Source organism: Acidisoma sp. PAMC 29798, from assembly GCF_030252425.1.
GTDB lineage: Bacteria > Pseudomonadota > Alphaproteobacteria > Acetobacterales > Acetobacteraceae > Acidisoma > Acidisoma cladoniae.
Map to the genome: position 1 here is coordinate 2,115,093 of NZ_CP126994.1, position 15,356 is coordinate 2,130,448.

The following is a 15,356-nucleotide window of genomic DNA, read 5'->3' on the forward strand; positions in this document are numbered from 1 at the left end:
TCGGCGCTGTAGGGCGGATGAGCGAAGCGTTATCCGCCGAGAACGCGGATTTTTTCCCTGCGCGCGGCAAGGATGAGGTCGCCATCCCGTGAGGCGATAGGCAACTCCAATCGGATTGCCAATTCGAGATAGGCCCCGTCATACAGCGTCAGCCCATGACGTTCCGCCAAGGTATAGGTCGTGGTCCAGGCCCGAGATGTTGCAGCGTTGTCGATCGAGATCGGCAAGGCTTCGAGGTCGGCGACAATCAAGGCCGGAAGCGTCGGAGCGATCCGCTTCCGCCGCACCGCCATCAACAGCACATTCGCGACCTCGAAGCGCCACAACGCCGGGACGTGAGCGCCCTCGGTCGCAATCTGCTCCGTCACCTCCGCAACGTCGGGCACATCACCCTCGTCTAAGACGAGAGCGCTCGTATAGGAAGTGTCGAGCACGAGGCTCATCCGTCAGCGCTGGTCGGCTGCCTTCCATTCGAGGATGTCGTCCGTTGATATAGGAGCGCCACCATGATCGCGCGCGTGGCGCCGCAGTCTCGCCAATACTTCACGCACCTTGGCGACGTCCGGCCCCTGACTTACTGGTCCAAGTCGCGCGATCGGCACGCCGCGATGGGTGATGGTGAAAGCCTCGCCGTTCTTGGCGCGGTCCAGAAGCCGAGAAAACTGAGTCTTCGCCTCGAAGGCGCCAATCTCAGTCATGATTGATCTCCTACAGGCCAGTCTACAGACTGGTCCATAGAGGATCAATCTTGTTACCCTTAAATCGGGGTACTCGCGATCAAAGCCGTCGAAGGTGTCGTCTTATCCGTCCAGGCGATGCGGCCGACGGTACCGCAGACGGAACAGGCCGGATGCCAGACCGCATGCTCCGCACCACAGGCCTCGCAACGCCAGCGCGGATCGGGACGTGCGGTCGAAATGCGTCGCAACGCCTCACGAATGGCGGACCCCGCCGCCTCGCCGCCGGCAGGCGCGTCAGCCTCCTCGATATCCGCCTTCAACAGCCACAGCCGCCGCTGATCCATGCCGGCGGCCAGCGCGTCATTCGCATGGCGCCGGGCTTCGCCCGTCAACTGCGCCGCGAGCGCCGCCTGCGCCATCATGAAATGGCTTTCGCCGCTCTGCGGATTGAACGTGGCAAGACGCTCGGCCCGCTTCACGCGGGCCAGCGGGTCAGGCTCCGGCGCCAGGTAGAAGGCCGCGAGATCGGGATGCGGATAGGCGGCCCAGGCCTGTTGCATCACCTTTTCAGCCCGACGCTCATCATTGCCGAGCCGCAAACGGCTGGCATAGGCGAGCGCCGCCGGCGGCAAAGCGGGATCGGCCGCGAAAGCCTCCTTCGCGAGGCGCAAGGCCTGCAACGGATCGGTCGAAGCCTCTGCGGCGGCGGTCGCCATCACGGCGCGCGGCGCTTCGGGTCCGGCAAGCGCCAAGGCTTCCGCCCAGCTTCCGGTCCGCAAGGCGAGGCGCGCGCGCTCAGCCTTCAGCCAGGGCGCACCGGGATGGGCGAGTTCCGCCCGCCGCGCGAGGTCGGCCGCCAGCGTCCAATCCTGGGCATCGAGCGCTTGGCGCAACAGGCCCCGCAAGCCGAGGAAGGCGGCGTCCGGCTGCTCGGCGAGCGCGCGCCAATCAGCCTCACTGTCGCCGGGCTTACCCGCGAGCCGTGACGCTTCGGCCGAGGCCAGCAGGGCGAGCGGCGCGTTCGGCAGCAGACGCTTGGCGCGCTGCGCTTCCCGCATCGCGGCTTTGGGGTCGGCGGCGGCGATGGCCGCGAAGGCGCGCGTCACGGCGCGGTCACCCTGACGCAGCTGGCGTTCATGCCGGTTGCGGCCCAAGCGGCCGGGTGCGGCGAAGATGAGGCTGAACAGCCGGATCAGGACATAGAGCACCAGGACGATCGCCAAGAAGGCGACCACTACCAAAGGCAAGGGCGCCTGGATGGTGAGCGTGCCGATGGTCGCCTCAATCTGGCCTGGCAACGCGCCCAGGCCGAAGGCGATGGCGATCAGAATGACCGCCAGAACCAGGAAGCCGAGAACGCGGGCCATCAGCCGGCGGCCATCTGGGCCAAGGCCTGCCGCGCATCGACGAGTGACTTGGCCTGTGCCATCCACGGGGTCATCGCGGCCCGCGCCGGATCGGACAAGGTGGAGAGCACACCGAGCGCGCCCGGCAGATCACCGGCGTCGAGCAGCCGCTCGGCATGAGCCAGCACGCCGGCCGTAGGATCACCGACCAGCACCTGATCGCCCCTGCGCACCACGACGAGGTTCTGCACGCGAAGCCAGACGCGGTGCCAAAATTTTCCGTCACTTGGCAGCGGTTGGCCGGCGGCATCCGCTGTCTTGGCGGCGGCGGAAAAACTCAGACGCAAGGCGGCTTCGGTCGGCGGCGACACCGTGTCGAACTTTGCCAGCGCCGGCGGCGCGCCATCGATCGGCCCGAGCGGCATGCCGGCGCGCAAAGCCTCCTGCGCGTGCAGGATCTGCCCCAGATGCGCCGATTGCGCAGCGAGCTTCGGCAGCCCGCTGGTATCCTTCGTGAGGCCCTGAATCTGGCTCGTCACGGCCGCGACTTGCTGACGCACCGCGCTCATGTCCTGCCGCAATGCCTGGCTGTCCTGGCTCTGCTGCTTCGTCAGGCTGTCGAGATGGGTCGAGAGCGCGGACATATCCTGAGCCGAAGGGGCGGATTGGGCCTGCTGCGACTGGCTGGAAGCGATTTTGTCCAGCCGATCTGACAGCGCCGCCACCTGTTGGGCGAGACCGGTATCGACCGCAGGCGGCGCGACAACAGGCGCGGGTGCGGGCGCGGTGGGCGTTTGCGTCGCGCTTGCCGCCTGCCACTGTGCGGCGTCCTGCTTTTCCTGACCGTCGATGCCGGCCACGCGCGCCTTCAAGGCATTGAGATCGGCGCGTAACGCGGCGACGGCGCCGCTTTGGTCCTGTACCGCAGGCGCCTGGGCGGTCAGCATCTGCTGCTGACGCTCGTAGACATAACCGATCGCGACCGCGAGGATGACGAAACCGATCAGGCACAGGATCGGCAGGATAGGCCGGCGCGCCTGCACGGGGGTCACCAGCGCGGGCGGCGTCTCCACGACCGGATCGCGGACCGGTTCGGTTTCGGGCAAACGGTCCGGGTTGGGCTCATCGCTCATCTATTAGGGCCAATACCGCGTTTTCTGTGGGCGTCATTGCCACATGGATACTCCGCCAGGGCAAGTCCCGCACGGAATCGGCCACGGGGTGGCTGATGGCGGCGAGCCTAAGCGGTCGAAGACCGGCCAGCAGGTCGCCATGCCGCACCAGCCGATGAAAGCAAAATGCGGTCTCGCGCGAGAAGAGCAAGACCCAACCCGCGTGCGACGACGCCAACATGTCGCGTGCGGGCGCCGGAAGCGCCTCCACCGGCTGCGCGGCATAGACCTCTCGTCGCAGGACCGTGAAGCCGCGCCGCGTCAGCAGGCGTTCGAGATGATGCCCCTGCCCGACACCCGAGGCCAGCAGCAGAGGAGCGCCGTTGGGGGCGAGCGACCGTGCGGCCAGCACGGCGAGCGCCTTGGCGTCACCGTCCGCGCTCGACACCTGCGTGAAGCCATGCGCACGGGCCGACCCGGCGGTCGCGTCGCCGACGGCAAGCAAAGGACAATGGGCGTAAGCATGGGGAAGCCGAGGGATTGCCTGTCGGCTGGTGACCAGGATCGCCTGGACGGTATCGGGGGCCGGCAACTCGGCAGCCACGGCATGGATCGTGAGCAGTGGCGCCACGACCGGGTGATAGCCCATAGCGACGAGCTGCGCCGCCGTGGCGGCAGCGCCGGGCTCGGGCCGCGTGATGAGGACGGGCGTCAGTCGAGAAAGATGTCGGACGGGGATTGTCCGCGCAGTTCATCCCCCAGCGCGCGGCCGAGCGCTTCCGCCTCCCGCGCGCTCCCGCGAATTTCGGACTTCAGCAGGAAGGTGCCGTCTTCCCGCGCCACCAGGCCGGTCAAGCGCAGCTCACCGTCAACGAGGCGCGCATAGCCGCCGATTGGCGTCCGGCAGGACCCATCGAGCGCCGCCAGCAGGCCACGCTCGGCCATGGAGACGGCACGCGCCTCCGGGTCCTCGATCGCCGCCAGCAACTCACGCAATTCGACATCATCCTCACGCACCGTCACACCGACGATCCCCTGCCCGGCGGCCGGCACCATGATTTCCGGCGCGATGATCACGGCGGCCTCAGCGGCGATGCCGAGCCGACGCAGGCCGGCAAGCGCCAGCAGGCTACCGTCGAACTCACCGCCCTTGACCCGACTGAGACGGGTCTGAACATTCCCGCGAATGGTCCGGATTTCGATGTCCGGGCGCTGATGCAGCAGTTGCGCCTGACGCCTGACGGATGCCGAGCCGACGATCGCATGCGGCGGCAAGGTGCTGAAGGGTGCTTCCGGGTCCGGCTTCTCCAACCCGTCACGCAGGATCAGCGCATCCCGCGCGTCTTCCCGCTTCAAAGTACAGGCGAGCACGATGCCGGGCGGGAGGTCGGTTTCGAGATCCTTCAGACTATGCACCGCGAAATCGATGCGGCCATCGTCCAAAGCCTCATGGATCTCTTTCGAGAACAATCCCTTGCCGCCAATATCCGCCAGCCGCCGATCCTGGATGCGATCGCCGGAGGTCGTAATCACATGCTCTTCGAAGACGCTCATGGAATCGAGCACGGGGCAGAACCGGCTCAACTGGGCCTGAAAGGCGCGGGTCTGAGCTAGGGCCAGCGGCGACCCCCGGGTTCCGACGCGCAGGGGCAGCGCGCGTGCATGGGGTCTCACACGCGGCTGATGCGATAGGATGTCGGAAGACCTCATGGGCGCGTGTTAATGCCTGACTTCATCGAAGAAAAGACCGCTGTGACGCAGATCGGCTCTGACGCAATCTCTGCGTCGGAAGGTCCCATTCTGGCCCCAGTTTTGGCGATCGAAACCTCCTGCGATGAAACCGCCGTGGCCATTCTGGACGCGCAAGGACGCGTGCTGGTGGAGCGGGTGCTGAGCCAATTCGCGGACCATGCGCCCTTCGGCGGCGTGGTGCCCGAAATTGCGGCCCGCGCCCATCTGCGTCATCTGCCGGCGATGACGCGCGCCGCACTCAGCGCTGCCGGCTTGCGAGCCGAGGATCTCGGTGCGATCGCCGCCACGTCCGGCCCAGGCCTCATCGGCGGCCTTCTTGTGGGCGCCGGCTTCGGCAAAGGCCTCGCCCTCGCAGCCGGTCGGCCATTCCTGGCGATCAACCATTTGGAGGGGCACGCCCTCACTGCCCGGCTGCCCGGCCTGGTGGCGGAGCCTGTCCGCTTCCCCTACCTGCTGCTGCTGCTATCGGGTGGCCATTGCCAATGCGTGGCGGTGGAGGGCGTTGGCCGCTACCGCCGCCTGGGCGGCACGATCGATGATGCGGTGGGGGAGGCGTTCGACAAGGTGGCGAAGCTGCTCGGCCTGCCTATCCCCGGCGGACCAGCGCTGGAACGCTTGGCACTAACGGGCGACGCAAACCGCTACGCCTTCCCGCGACCGCTGCACGGCCGCGCAGGATGCGATTTCAGCTTCTCCGGCCTGAAGACCGCCGTCGCCCAGGTCATCGCCCAGCTTCCCGAAGGGCCCATCGCGGCGTTCACCGTCGCGGATATTGCGGCGAGCTTTCAGCGCGCGGTGGCGGATGTCCTCGCTGACCGCGCGGCGCATGCCCTGGGCGCGATGCCAGAGGCCACTGTGCTCGTCGTGGCAGGCGGCGTGGCCGCGAACCAGACCATTCGCCAATCCATCGCGCGCGTCGCGGCACGGCATGGGCTTGCTTTGGTCGCACCGCCGCTGCGCTATTGCGGAGACAATGCGGTCATGATCGCCTGGGCAGCGATTGAGCGCCGTCGCGCCGGATTGGCCGAGGACGGGATGAACCACCGACCTCTGCCGCGTTGGCCGCTGGAGTCCCTGTCGATATCGTGATCGCAAAGCGGCCGGTTTGAGCACGTAATCAATCTGGAAGTCCCCACCGAATACTATACCTATCAAGACGTTAATCGTGTCATCGATGGGTCTCCCTTGATCAAAAGTCGTAGAGCGTTTCACGGTCTCCCGCTGGCCAGCGTCTGCGCGGTGGTGCTGGCCCTGTCGGGCTGCGCCGGCGACGACGATGGCGCCATCGGCACGCCCAATGCGCGTGTCGAGGGGCTGGTGAATACGCCGCCCCCTGCGGCGGTCCAGGTCTCCAGCCCAGTGCCGTCGGCCCCAATGTCCATTCCGACTTACGATCCCCAGGTGGCGCCGATGTCGGCCCCGCCGCCCGCCATTCTGTCGAGCCCGATCGGCCAGCCGGTAAGCCTGGGAACCGCCAAAGTCTTAGACGTGTCTTATGTCCCGCCCGTCGTGCAGCCTGTGCCAGAAGCGGCCACAGTGGCCGAAGACGCCAACCGGATCAGCAGCGATATGGCGCGGGAGGTTCGCGCCGCCGTGCCGTTGAGTGCGGCGCGACGACAGGCATTGATCACCTTGGCGCAGCAGATGGCCGCGGATGGCAACTTCTTCGTGCGCCGGCCGCAGCTCGTGTTGATCGTGGACCGCGCCAATAATGCGCAACTCATGGCCATGACGCTCGCGCGGCCGGATGGAGCGTGGGAGATTCTGGGCACGACCCACGTCTCGACCGGAAAGCCGGGACGGAAGGAACACTACAAAACGCCGGTGGGCGTGTTGGTGAATGACGGCTCCGAACTCGGCTATCGCGCCCAAGGCACTTACAACCAGAACCATATCCGTGGCCTTGGCGTGAAGGGTATGCGGGTGTGGGATTTCGGCTGGCAGACGACCGATGACTGGAAGACGCCGGGTGCCACCACACAAATACGCGTCGAGATGCATGCGACGGATCCCTCGGTGCTGGAGCAGCGGATCGGTCGTGCGGACTCGGAGGGCTGCATTCGCGTGCCGGACGCGGTGAACAAGTTCCTCGACCACCACGGCATCATCGATGCGGATCTGGAAAAGCTCGCCGCCGACAATATCGGCTACCGGGCGCTGCTGCCGGCCTCCGCCGACCCGACGCCGATCGCGGGTGACGCGGTCATTGTGGTGGATAGTTCCGCATCCTGGCTCAAGCCACATCCCCCTGCCACGACGGTGGCCCTGAGCGACTGAATATCCTTGTCGCCCTTAGTGACGCCACCTATGATGTCACTATGAGGGTCGTCCTTGATACAGATGTTCTCGTATCGGGCTTTATTTCGCCCGGCGGTGCGTCCAGACAGCTTTTGCTCGACGCCCTTGATGGAAAGTTTGCGCTTCTTCTCTCGACGCCGCTGCTCGTCGAATACGAGTCAGTTCTCCGTCGGCCCGAGCACCTCGACCGTGCGGGTGCGACCGACGCCGTGGTGAGCGAAATTCTGGACGCGCTTGCTGGTCTCTGCGTCCCGGTCGCATTCGACTATAGATGGCGGCCGACCGGAGCCCACCCGGACGACGAACTGGTCATCGAGACTGCGATCAACGGCCACGCAGATGCGCTGGCGACGTTCAACTTGAAAGACATGAGGCACGCCGGTGATACGTTTGGGTTTCGCGCCCAGCGACCAGGCGCAGTGCTACAAAGGACAAGATCATGAGCAACACAAAGATTCAGCTTCGGCTGCCGGAGGATTTGAAGGACGCGGCCATACGCCAGGCGGCCATCTCAGGCATCAGCATGAATTTATTTGTCGCAACGGCTGTAGCGGCGAGGATCGGCGCGCAGGCCGAGGCGGAGCGCTACTTTTCTGCCCGTGGATCACGCACCACACCAGCGCGCGCAAAAGCATTGTTGTTGCGGCTGGGGAATCCGGCCGAGCTTCGCGATGATGACGGACTTGAAGAGGCCGGCGGCGAGACGCCGCCGGCTTAAACGTCAGACCACCTTGTCGGTCGTCGGGTCGATCAGGTGCATGTTGTTCATGTCGATCGCAAGCTGCATCCGGCTGCCGGGCTTTGCGGCAACGTCAGGATCGATGCGCGCGCAGAGCGGCGCCGCCGTGACGTCCTCGCTCATCGTAGTGCCGGCGAGGTTGAAGTAGATCACCGTCTCCATGCCCATCGGTTCGGTGATATCCACATCCACATCGACCGTCACGAAACCAGGCCGATTGTCGCCCGTGAAGGCCGGCATATGCTCCGGACGGATGCCGAACAGCATCTCCTTCCCGGCATAGGCCTCGTAGCGCGGCGCACGCTCAGCCGGCACCGGCAGAGAAACGCCGTTCGCCAGCTCGATCGCCAAGCCAGCAGCACCCTTCACGACGCGGCAGGGAATGAAGTTCATGCCCGGGCTGCCGATGAAGCCCGCGACAAAGCGCGTCTCAGGGTGGTGATACAGGTGCTGCGGGGGCCCGACCTGCTCGATCAGCCCCTGGTTCATCACCACCACACGGTCGGCCAATGTCATCGCCTCGACCTGATCATGCGTCACATAGACGGTCGTTGTCCGAACGGCGTTATGGACCTTCTTGATCTCGGTCCGCATTTGCACACGCAGCTTGGCGTCGAGGTTGGACAGCGGCTCGTCGAACAGAAACACCTTCGGGTTCCGCACGATCGCGCGGCCCATGGCGACGCGCTGGCGCTGGCCGCCCGAAAGGGCGCGCGGCTTGCGCTGCAGCAGCGGCGTGAGATGCAGGATCCGCGCGGCGTCTTCCACGCGCTTCTTGATGTCGGCCTTGGGAAACTTCCGCAGCTTCAGGCCGAAGGCCATGTTGTCGTAGACGCTCATATGCGGATAGAGGGCGTAGTTTTGGAACACCATCGCAATGTCGCGGTCGCGGGGCGGCACGTCATTGACGACACGGCCGTCGATATCGATCTCGCCCGAGGAGATGTCTTCCAGGCCCGCGATCATGCGCAGGGTGGTGGACTTGCCGCAGCCGGACGGCCCGACGAGGACCACGAATTCACCATCGGCGATTTCGAGGTTAATTCCCTTCACCGCCAAGGCATCGCTATTGTCGTACGTCTTCTTGAGCGTCCTGATCGAAACCTGAGCCATCGTTCCTCTTCCTTCGCGCGCTGTATTGTCAGCGAACACCAATGGTGCAGGCTGACAGGGCGCATTCTTCTTGGCAACCAGTCATGTCAACTGTCTAGCTCAGGCCATCGGCCGCCGCCATGGGAATACGCGGCCGGCGAGACCCTTCACAACACGCTGCACTTGCGCATTGAGGCGTTGAAAATCCCCGCTACCCGGCCGACCATGGCAGGATGACACTCGACGCTCATGAGGCCGCCATGCCCGCCAGTCCCATCCGCACCGCCCTGATCGGCTATGGCTATGCCGGGCGGACCTTCCATGCCCCGCTTATCCGCGCCGTGGCGGGGCTCGACCTGGTGGCGGTCGGGTCACGCCAGCCGGCCGCGGAGGTGCAGGACACCGCGCCGGGCATCACCGTCATCGCCGATCCGCATGCCGCCGCGACCTGGGAGGGTGCCGACCTCATCGTCATCGCAACGCCCAATGACAGCCATGCCGCGCTCGCCGAGGCGGCGCTGGCCGCGGGCAAGCATGTCGTGGTGGACAAGCCCTTCACGGTCACGCTCGCGGAGGCGCGAAGATTGGCGGACGCCGCCGCAGCCTCCGGCAGAGTGCTGTCGGCCTTTCAGAATCGTCGCTGGGACAGTGACTTCCTCACCGTCAAAAGCGCCATCGAGAGCGGCCGCCTTGGGGAGATCGTGCAGTTCGATTCGCATATCGACCGCTTCCGGCCTGTGGTGCTCGACCGGTGGCGCGAGCGTCCAGGACCGGGCGCCGGCCTGTGGTTCGACCTCGGACCGCATCTGCTCGACCAGGCGTTCCAGTTGTTTGGCCTGCCCGACACCATGGCCGTGTCCATCGCGCAGCAGCGCGCGGGTGCGATGGCGCCGGACTGGTTCCATGCCGTGCTGAGCTACCCGCGTCTGCGGGCCGTGCTGCAAGGCGGCATGCTCGTCTCCGGTGGCAGCGCGCGCTTCACCCTGCACGGGACGGTCGCGAGCCTGGTGAAGGGCAATGTCGATGTCCAGGAGTCGCAGCTCCGTGCCGGCGTGGTGCCGGGCGATCTCGACTGGGGGATCGACCTCGACGCCGCCACCCTTTTTGACGGTGCGACCGGCGATACCGAGACTCTGGCCGCAAACGACGGGGACTATCGGCGCTATTACGGGGCGGTTGTGGAGGCCATTCGCGGCGCGGCACCCAATCCCGTGACGCCCGCCGAGGCGGTGGCCGTCATGGCGGCGCTGGAGACCGGGATGCAGTCAGCCGCTGAGGGCCGCGTATTGCCTTTGCCGCTGACCGAAGCGGAAGCCGCCGCCTTCTACGCCGCTCAGCGCGCCCGGGTTGGTATCACGGCTGAGAAGGAGATCGATCCATTGGCCGGATCGATTTTGTAGGGTGGTTTGGCGGAAGGCGCTTCGCTTTTCCGCCCTACGGTCCCGCGTCTGTAGGGTCGAAAAGCGCAGCGCATTCCATCGCAAACCAAACTACGCCGGCTCGGTGTCCAGAGCGTAGCCGGCGGCGCGCACGGTGCGGACGACATCCAGCTCGTCCGGCCCATTGATCGCCTTGCGCAGCCGGCGGATATGCACATCGACCGTACGTGGCTCGACATGGATGTTCGGACCCCAGATGGCGTCGAGCAGTTCCTCCCGCGAGAAAACGCGGCGCGGGCGCTGCATGAGGAATTCCATCAGCCGGTATTCGGTCGGCCCAAGATGCAGCGCGCGGCCGTTGCGGCTTATCCGATGCGCACCGAGATCGAGCACGATGTCATGGAAGCGCAGCTCACCCTTGGCTGGCACGGTATTGGACCGGCGCATCAGCGCGCGCATGCGGGCGACCAGCGCCTCGGTGCTGAAGGGCTTGGTGACATAATCGTCCGCACCGGTATTGAGTCCGCGCACAGCATCCTGGTCCTCGCTGCGTGCGGTGATCATGATCACCGGCAATTCGCGGGTTGCAGGCTTGCGACGGATTTGGCGGCAAACCTCAATGCCGGACAGATGCGGCAGCATCCAGTCCAGCAGAACCATATCCGGCTTCAGCTCGGCAATGCGCGTCAGCGCCTCCTCCCCGTCCCCGGCTTCCTCGACCCGAAAACCCTGCTTTTCAAGGTTGTAGCGAAGCATGGTCATGAGAGCTGCCTCGTCCTCGACGATGAGAACGAGGGGCTTGTTGGAAATGGCAGCGCCGTCTGGAATCACGCGATCAATCCTCGCCGAGCTGACGGCCCGGGGTGGCATAGGGGCTTTCACCGCGCGGCCGCTCGGACGGCAATGCCTCGCCGGTGATGGCATAGTAGATGGTTTCGGCGATATTGGTCGCGTGGTCGCCCATACGCTCAAGGTTCTTGGCGATCGCCAGCACATGCGTACACGGCGTGATGTTGCGCGGATCTTCCATCATATAGGTGATCTGCTCGCGGAAGATGCCGGAATAGACGTCGTCGATCATGCTATCCGACCGCCAGACCTCAACCGCACGCTCCGCATTGCCCTCACCCACCGCATCGACGGTGAGCTTGAGGTTGTCCTGAACCAGGCGCGCCATATGGCCGATGCCGCTCAGCGTATAGGGATGCGCGGTCTCGTTGAGGATCAGGCTGCGTTTCGCGACATTGGCGGCATAATCGCCGATCCGTTCTAGATCGCCGCTGATCTTGAGGCTCGCGACGATCAGCCGCAGGTCAGCCGCCACGGGCTGGCGCAGCGCCAGCAGCCGAATGGCGAATTGCTCGATCTCACGCTCCAGCGCATCGACCTTGGGATCGTCCTGAACGGCATAGGTCGCGGCCGTGGTGTTGTGCTCCATCACGGCACGCGTGGCATTGGCGGCTTGCGCTTCCACCATGCCGCCCATCTGCGTCACCATGCCACGAAGCCGGCTCAATTCCTGTTCGTAGCTTTTCACGAGATGCTCCGGTTCTGATCCGATGACCATGTCCTCTAGATCACCCAAACCGGCCGGTGATGTATTCTTGGGTGCGCCGTTCACGTGGGCTGGTGAACATCTGCGCAGCGGCGTCCACTTCCACCAATTCGCCCAGGTAGAAGAAGGCGACCCGGTCGGCGCAGCGCGCGGCCTGCTGCATATTGTGCGTGACGATGACGATGGTGAAATCTTTCTTGAGCTCGTCGATCAGCTCCTCGACCTTGGCAGTGCTGATCGGGTCAAGGGCACTGGTCGGCTCATCGAGCAGCAGGACCGAGGGCTTCACCGCGATGCTGCGGGCGATGCACAGGCGCTGCTGCTGTCCGCCCGACATCCCGGCGGCGGATGTCTTCAACCGGTCTTTGACCTCATCCCACAGCGCCGCGCGCGTCAGCGACCACTGCACGCGCTCATCCATCTCGGCGCGGGACAGCTTTTCATGGAGGCGCACGCCAAAGGCGACGTTGTCGTAGATCGACATCTGAAAGGGTGTCGGCTTCTGGAAGACCATGCCAACCCGGCTGCGCAGATCATTCAGGTCCACGTCGGACGCGATGATGTTTGTGCCATCGAGCAGCACCTCACCGGTCGCGCGTTGGCCGGGATAAAGGTCATACATCCGGTTGATGACGCGCAGCAGGGTGGACTTGCCGCAGCCCGACGGCCCGATCATCGCCACCACCTGACGGTCGATGACTTCCAGGTTGATCGACTTGAGAGCGTGGTTCTTGCCGTAATAGAAATCGAGCGAACGGATCGAAATGCGGGGTTGCGCGTCCACGGGCGTGGCATCGACCACGGCCGGACTGGCCTTTTCAATCACCGCCATATTCATCCACCTACCCCACTGACCGACTCTGATACTTAGTCCGGCTCCATGTGCTGGGGAATAGCGGGTTGGGTGCCGAGGCACTATGGCCGCTGCGTGAAGCTTTGATGACGGCCCCAAGAGGCCTAGGGCGGCCTGCGACGGCATCCGCAGGCCGAAAAAAGACGCTATTCGGCGGCCTTCGGTGCTGCGTTGAGGTCCACGATCCGCAGATAGGGGCGCAGCGTCGTCCAACCCTGGGGGAAGCGCGCCTTGGCATCCTCGTCTGACAGGCTCGGCACGATGATGACCTTTTCGCCAGGCGTCCAATCGGCCGGCGTCGCGACCTTGGTGCTGTCAGTGAGTTGCAGGCTGTCGATCACCCGCAGGATCTCGTGAAAGTTGCGACCCGTGGCCGGCGGATAGGTGAGGATCAGGCGCACCTTCTTGTTCGGGTCGATGATAAAGACGCTGCGCACTGTCAGGCTGGGGTCGGATTCCGGATGGACCATGCCGTAGAGGTGGGCGACCGTACGGTCCTTATCCGCGATCACCGGGAAGTTGAGGGCCTGGCCCTGCGTCTCCAGGATGTCCGTCTCCCAGGCGGCGTGGTTCTCGGTGCTGTCGACCGAAAGGCCGACCGGCTTCACCTGTCGCTTGTCCCATTCAGGCGCGAGGCGCGCGACGGCGGCGAGTTCCGTGGTGCAGACCGGAGTGAAATCCTTTGGATGGCTGAACAGAATGCCCCAGTACGCCCCCAGATAATCATGCAGCTTGATCGGGCCACGGCTGCTGTCCTGCTCGAAATCGGGGGCGATCTGCCCGAGTTGAATGGTCATAACGTGAGTCCTTAGGAGTGTGTCGCAGCCCAGATCGCACCTCGCGGCGGGGCGATCAAGCGACGCGGTCTCAGGCCTGATCGTCACCTTCCGGCAGCGGGTCCACGGTACCCGGGCGCATCACGACCTCGGCGCCGATCAGGCGATGTGCATGCGAGAAGCGGCGCCAATACCAGCCATCCTCGCGGAAGGGCCTCAGCCTGACACCGATCGGGATCGTCGCCCCACTGGCATCCCGGTGCAGAGTCTGGGTGCAATCGAGGATGAGAGGTGTGGCCGTGGGTGACTGCCCCACCACCCCCAGCCACATGACGACATGCGACACCCGATCCTGCCTGTTGCGGATGTACAGTAGATCGGCGGGCGCCAAAACCGCGCGGAGATCGTCGTAGCGACGCACATCGATGCGCCGGGCCCGCAGCACCCCGACGTCGCCGGGTCCCGGAAGATCGACCGTATGGCCCTGGAGGGCGATGCCCGTCGGAAGTTTGAGGCCGAGGGCATAGTTATAGGCGAAGGAGACGAAGTTGCTGCAATCGAGGCCCGGCCCATTGGAACCGGCCTCGACTGGCAGCCAGGGCCATCCCGCCGGTGGCCCCCAGGACGGCACATGATGGTGCTGATAGGGGAGGCCGATATGGCGGGCGGCGACCGAGATCACCCTCTGGCGACGATAATCCTCATCCTGCCGCGCCAAAGTGGGCTGAGGGTATTGCCGCGCCGGCGGACCCCAGGCTGCGCCGCGCGCCCCCCGATATGCGGTCTCCCACGCGGGGACGGACTCTGCGGCCTCGGCATCCGGATCGTTCCAGGGTGCCCGATCGAAGCCGGTATTCAGCAAGGTTGTGTCGATCGAGAAGGCCAGGGAATAGGGAGAGAGATAGTCCGGCCCGACCGTGACAGGCGCAGCCTCACCCACGGTTTGCGCTCCCGATGCCCGCGTCGTAAACGCCGCAGCGAGTCCCGCCAGGCCCGCCAGGATCACGCGGCGGGGTGTGCGTTCCACGCGGTCACACGCCGCCCCTTGATAGAGGTCCAGCATGCGGTTCGAAAGCGGTCGGCAACTCACGGCGCGTGGCTTCCTGTTCGACATGGACGGGACTCTCGTCGATTCGGGCGCCGTCGTCGAGCGTGTCTGGGGTGCCTGGGCGATCCGCCACGGGCTCGATCCCGTCGGGCTGCTGCCGGTGGCCCACGGACGGCGCGCCATCGAAACCATCCGCATGTTCGCGCCCTCGGTGCGCGACCCCGAAGCCGAAGCGAGAATTTTGGAAGACGCGGAGCGACTGGATCTGGAAGGTCTGGTCGAAATCCCCGGCGCCCGCGCCCTCATCGCATCCCTGCCGCCGGAGCGTTGGGCGCTGGTCACCTCGGCCGACGCCGCGCTGGCGCGCTCTCGCCTCGCCGCCTGCGGCCTACCCGTGCCGCGCGTCTTCATCACCGCCGAATCGGTCGAGCGCGGCAAGCCCGATCCGCGCTGCTACCAGCTTGGCGCCGAGGGACTGGGCTTGGATCCCGCCGACTGCATCGTGTTCGAGGATGCGGATGCGGGCCTCGCCGCCGGCCGTGCCGCCGGCGCGCAGATTGTGGCGGTGGCCTCCACCCAATCCGCCGAAGGATTGGACCGCAAGGGTGAGCTTTGGGTACCCGATCTCTCGGGCCTTCAAGCGCGGATGGACGGAGACTGGCTGCAGCTCAATCACGTCTGACGGTCGTCACACGGGCGCCCCGAATTTGCCATGCCTGGGCGCCA

At 65.4% G+C, this 15,356-nt stretch carries 18 protein-coding genes; 6 read left to right on the forward strand and 12 right to left on the reverse strand.

Going from position 1 to position 15,356, the window contains the following annotated elements:
- Positions 1-29: 29 nt before the first annotated feature.
- The 6 genes from QP803_RS10210 to hemC are packed head-to-tail and all read right to left on the reverse strand — an operon-like array spanning position 30 to position 4,848.
- Positions 30-434 (reverse strand): type II toxin-antitoxin system VapC family toxin, encoded by a 405-nt coding sequence (locus tag QP803_RS10210; RefSeq protein WP_284947651.1) that lies wholly within the window; start codon positions 432-434, stop codon positions 30-32.
- A gap of 12 nt (positions 435-446) precedes the next feature.
- Complete coding sequence (locus tag QP803_RS10215; protein ID WP_284947652.1) at positions 447-698, reverse strand: type II toxin-antitoxin system Phd/YefM family antitoxin; 252 nt, start codon at positions 696-698, stop codon at positions 447-449.
- Positions 699-757: 59 nt separating this feature from the next.
- Complete coding sequence (locus QP803_RS10220; protein WP_284947653.1) at positions 758-2,047, reverse strand: heme biosynthesis HemY N-terminal domain-containing protein; 1,290 nt, start codon at positions 2,045-2,047, stop codon at positions 758-760.
- On the reverse strand, positions 2,047-3,159 hold the full coding sequence (locus tag QP803_RS10225; protein ID WP_284947654.1) for a COG4223 family protein: 1,113 nt from the start codon (positions 3,157-3,159) through the stop codon (positions 2,047-2,049). The genes QP803_RS10220 and QP803_RS10225 overlap by 1 nt, the downstream gene beginning before the upstream one ends.
- Positions 3,149-3,877 (reverse strand): uroporphyrinogen-III synthase, encoded by a 729-nt coding sequence (locus QP803_RS10230; protein ID WP_350356092.1) that lies wholly within the window; start codon positions 3,875-3,877, stop codon positions 3,149-3,151. Before QP803_RS10230 ends, QP803_RS10225 begins: the two co-directional genes overlap by 11 nt.
- The gene (gene hemC / locus QP803_RS10235) at positions 3,850-4,848 is read right to left on the reverse strand and encodes a hydroxymethylbilane synthase (RefSeq protein ID WP_434082904.1); all 999 of its coding nucleotides are present in this window, start codon (positions 4,846-4,848) and stop codon (positions 3,850-3,852) included. The genes QP803_RS10230 and hemC overlap by 28 nt, the downstream gene beginning before the upstream one ends.
- Before the next feature lie 12 nt (positions 4,849-4,860).
- Here hemC and tsaD point away from each other — a divergent pair, with 12 nt between their 5' ends.
- The 4 genes from tsaD (at position 4,861) to QP803_RS10255 (ending at position 7,906) form a co-directional block, all read left to right on the forward strand.
- On the forward strand, positions 4,861-5,979 hold the full coding sequence (gene tsaD, locus QP803_RS10240) for a tRNA (adenosine(37)-N6)-threonylcarbamoyltransferase complex transferase subunit TsaD (protein WP_284947655.1): 1,119 nt from the start codon (positions 4,861-4,863) through the stop codon (positions 5,977-5,979).
- A gap of 96 nt (positions 5,980-6,075) precedes the next feature.
- Entirely contained in the window at positions 6,076-7,167 is a 1,092-nt protein-coding gene (locus QP803_RS10245) for a L,D-transpeptidase (protein WP_284947656.1), read from the forward strand.
- A 41-nt stretch (positions 7,168-7,208) separates the two neighbouring features.
- Positions 7,209-7,631 (forward strand): putative toxin-antitoxin system toxin component, PIN family, encoded by a 423-nt coding sequence (locus QP803_RS10250; protein ID WP_284947657.1) that lies wholly within the window; start codon positions 7,209-7,211, stop codon positions 7,629-7,631.
- Entirely contained in the window at positions 7,628-7,906 is a 279-nt protein-coding gene (locus QP803_RS10255; RefSeq protein WP_284947658.1) for a toxin-antitoxin system HicB family antitoxin, read from the forward strand. Before QP803_RS10250 ends, QP803_RS10255 begins: the two co-directional genes overlap by 4 nt.
- Before the next feature lie 3 nt (positions 7,907-7,909).
- On the opposite strand, the gene QP803_RS10260 is transcribed toward QP803_RS10255, so the two are convergent.
- Entirely contained in the window at positions 7,910-9,040 is a 1,131-nt protein-coding gene (locus tag QP803_RS10260) for an ABC transporter ATP-binding protein (protein WP_284947659.1), read from the reverse strand.
- Positions 9,041-9,279: 239 nt separating this feature from the next.
- Between QP803_RS10260 and QP803_RS10265 the strand changes: the two genes are divergently transcribed.
- The gene (locus tag QP803_RS10265; RefSeq protein ID WP_284947660.1) at positions 9,280-10,419 is read left to right on the forward strand and encodes an oxidoreductase; all 1,140 of its coding nucleotides are present in this window, start codon (positions 9,280-9,282) and stop codon (positions 10,417-10,419) included.
- 90 nt (positions 10,420-10,509) lie between these two features.
- On the opposite strand, the gene phoB is transcribed toward QP803_RS10265, so the two are convergent.
- From phoB to QP803_RS10290, 5 genes are all read right to left on the reverse strand, one after another.
- Positions 10,510-11,226, reverse strand: coding sequence for a phosphate regulon transcriptional regulator PhoB (phoB, locus tag QP803_RS10270; RefSeq protein WP_434082914.1), 717 nt, complete (start codon positions 11,224-11,226; stop codon positions 10,510-10,512).
- 7 nt (positions 11,227-11,233) lie between these two features.
- On the reverse strand, positions 11,234-11,959 hold the full coding sequence (phoU, locus tag QP803_RS10275) for a phosphate signaling complex protein PhoU (RefSeq protein ID WP_284947880.1): 726 nt from the start codon (positions 11,957-11,959) through the stop codon (positions 11,234-11,236).
- A 16-nt stretch (positions 11,960-11,975) separates the two neighbouring features.
- Positions 11,976-12,791, reverse strand: a complete 816-nt coding sequence (gene pstB / locus QP803_RS10280; RefSeq protein WP_434082905.1) for a phosphate ABC transporter ATP-binding protein PstB — start codon at positions 12,789-12,791, stop codon at positions 11,976-11,978.
- 161 nt (positions 12,792-12,952) lie between these two features.
- Positions 12,953-13,603 (reverse strand): peroxiredoxin, encoded by a 651-nt coding sequence (locus tag QP803_RS10285; protein ID WP_284947663.1) that lies wholly within the window; start codon positions 13,601-13,603, stop codon positions 12,953-12,955.
- A gap of 70 nt (positions 13,604-13,673) precedes the next feature.
- Positions 13,674-14,672, reverse strand: a complete 999-nt coding sequence (locus QP803_RS10290) for an NlpC/P60 family protein (protein WP_284947664.1) — start codon at positions 14,670-14,672, stop codon at positions 13,674-13,676.
- Between QP803_RS10290 and QP803_RS10295 the strand changes: the two genes are divergently transcribed.
- Complete coding sequence (locus tag QP803_RS10295; protein ID WP_284947665.1) at positions 14,644-15,312, forward strand: HAD-IA family hydrolase; 669 nt, start codon at positions 14,644-14,646, stop codon at positions 15,310-15,312. The genes QP803_RS10290 and QP803_RS10295 overlap by 29 nt on opposite strands.
- Positions 15,313-15,356 lie beyond the last annotated feature (44 nt).

What these genes read in the sequence shown, in the direction of transcription:
- QP803_RS10215 (WP_284947652.1), bottom strand. Translation starts at nt 698, where the DNA reads ATGACTGAGATTGGCGCCTTCGAGGCGAAGACTCAGTTTTCTCGGCTT.
- QP803_RS10220 (WP_284947653.1), bottom strand. Translation starts at nt 2,047, where the DNA reads ATGGCCCGCGTTCTCGGCTTCCTGGTTCTGGCGGTCATTCTGATCGCC.
- QP803_RS10225 (WP_284947654.1), bottom strand. Translation starts at nt 3,159, where the DNA reads ATGAGCGATGAGCCCAACCCGGACCGTTTGCCCGAAACCGAACCGGTC.
- hemC (WP_434082904.1), bottom strand. Translation starts at nt 4,848, where the DNA reads ATGAGGTCTTCCGACATCCTATCGCATCAGCCGCGTGTGAGACCCCAT.
- tsaD (WP_284947655.1), top strand. Translation starts at nt 4,861, where the DNA reads ATGCCTGACTTCATCGAAGAAAAGACCGCTGTGACGCAGATCGGCTCT.
- QP803_RS10250 (WP_284947657.1), top strand. Translation starts at nt 7,209, where the DNA reads ATGAGGGTCGTCCTTGATACAGATGTTCTCGTATCGGGCTTTATTTCG.
- QP803_RS10255 (WP_284947658.1), top strand. Translation starts at nt 7,628, where the DNA reads ATGAGCAACACAAAGATTCAGCTTCGGCTGCCGGAGGATTTGAAGGAC.
- QP803_RS10260 (WP_284947659.1), bottom strand. Translation starts at nt 9,040, where the DNA reads ATGGCTCAGGTTTCGATCAGGACGCTCAAGAAGACGTACGACAATAGC.
- QP803_RS10265 (WP_284947660.1), top strand. Translation starts at nt 9,280, where the DNA reads ATGCCCGCCAGTCCCATCCGCACCGCCCTGATCGGCTATGGCTATGCC.
- pstB (WP_434082905.1), bottom strand. Translation starts at nt 12,791, where the DNA reads ATGAATATGGCGGTGATTGAAAAGGCCAGTCCGGCCGTGGTCGATGCC.
- QP803_RS10285 (WP_284947663.1), bottom strand. Translation starts at nt 13,603, where the DNA reads ATGACCATTCAACTCGGGCAGATCGCCCCCGATTTCGAGCAGGACAGC.
- QP803_RS10295 (WP_284947665.1), top strand. Translation starts at nt 14,644, where the DNA reads ATGCGGTTCGAAAGCGGTCGGCAACTCACGGCGCGTGGCTTCCTGTTC.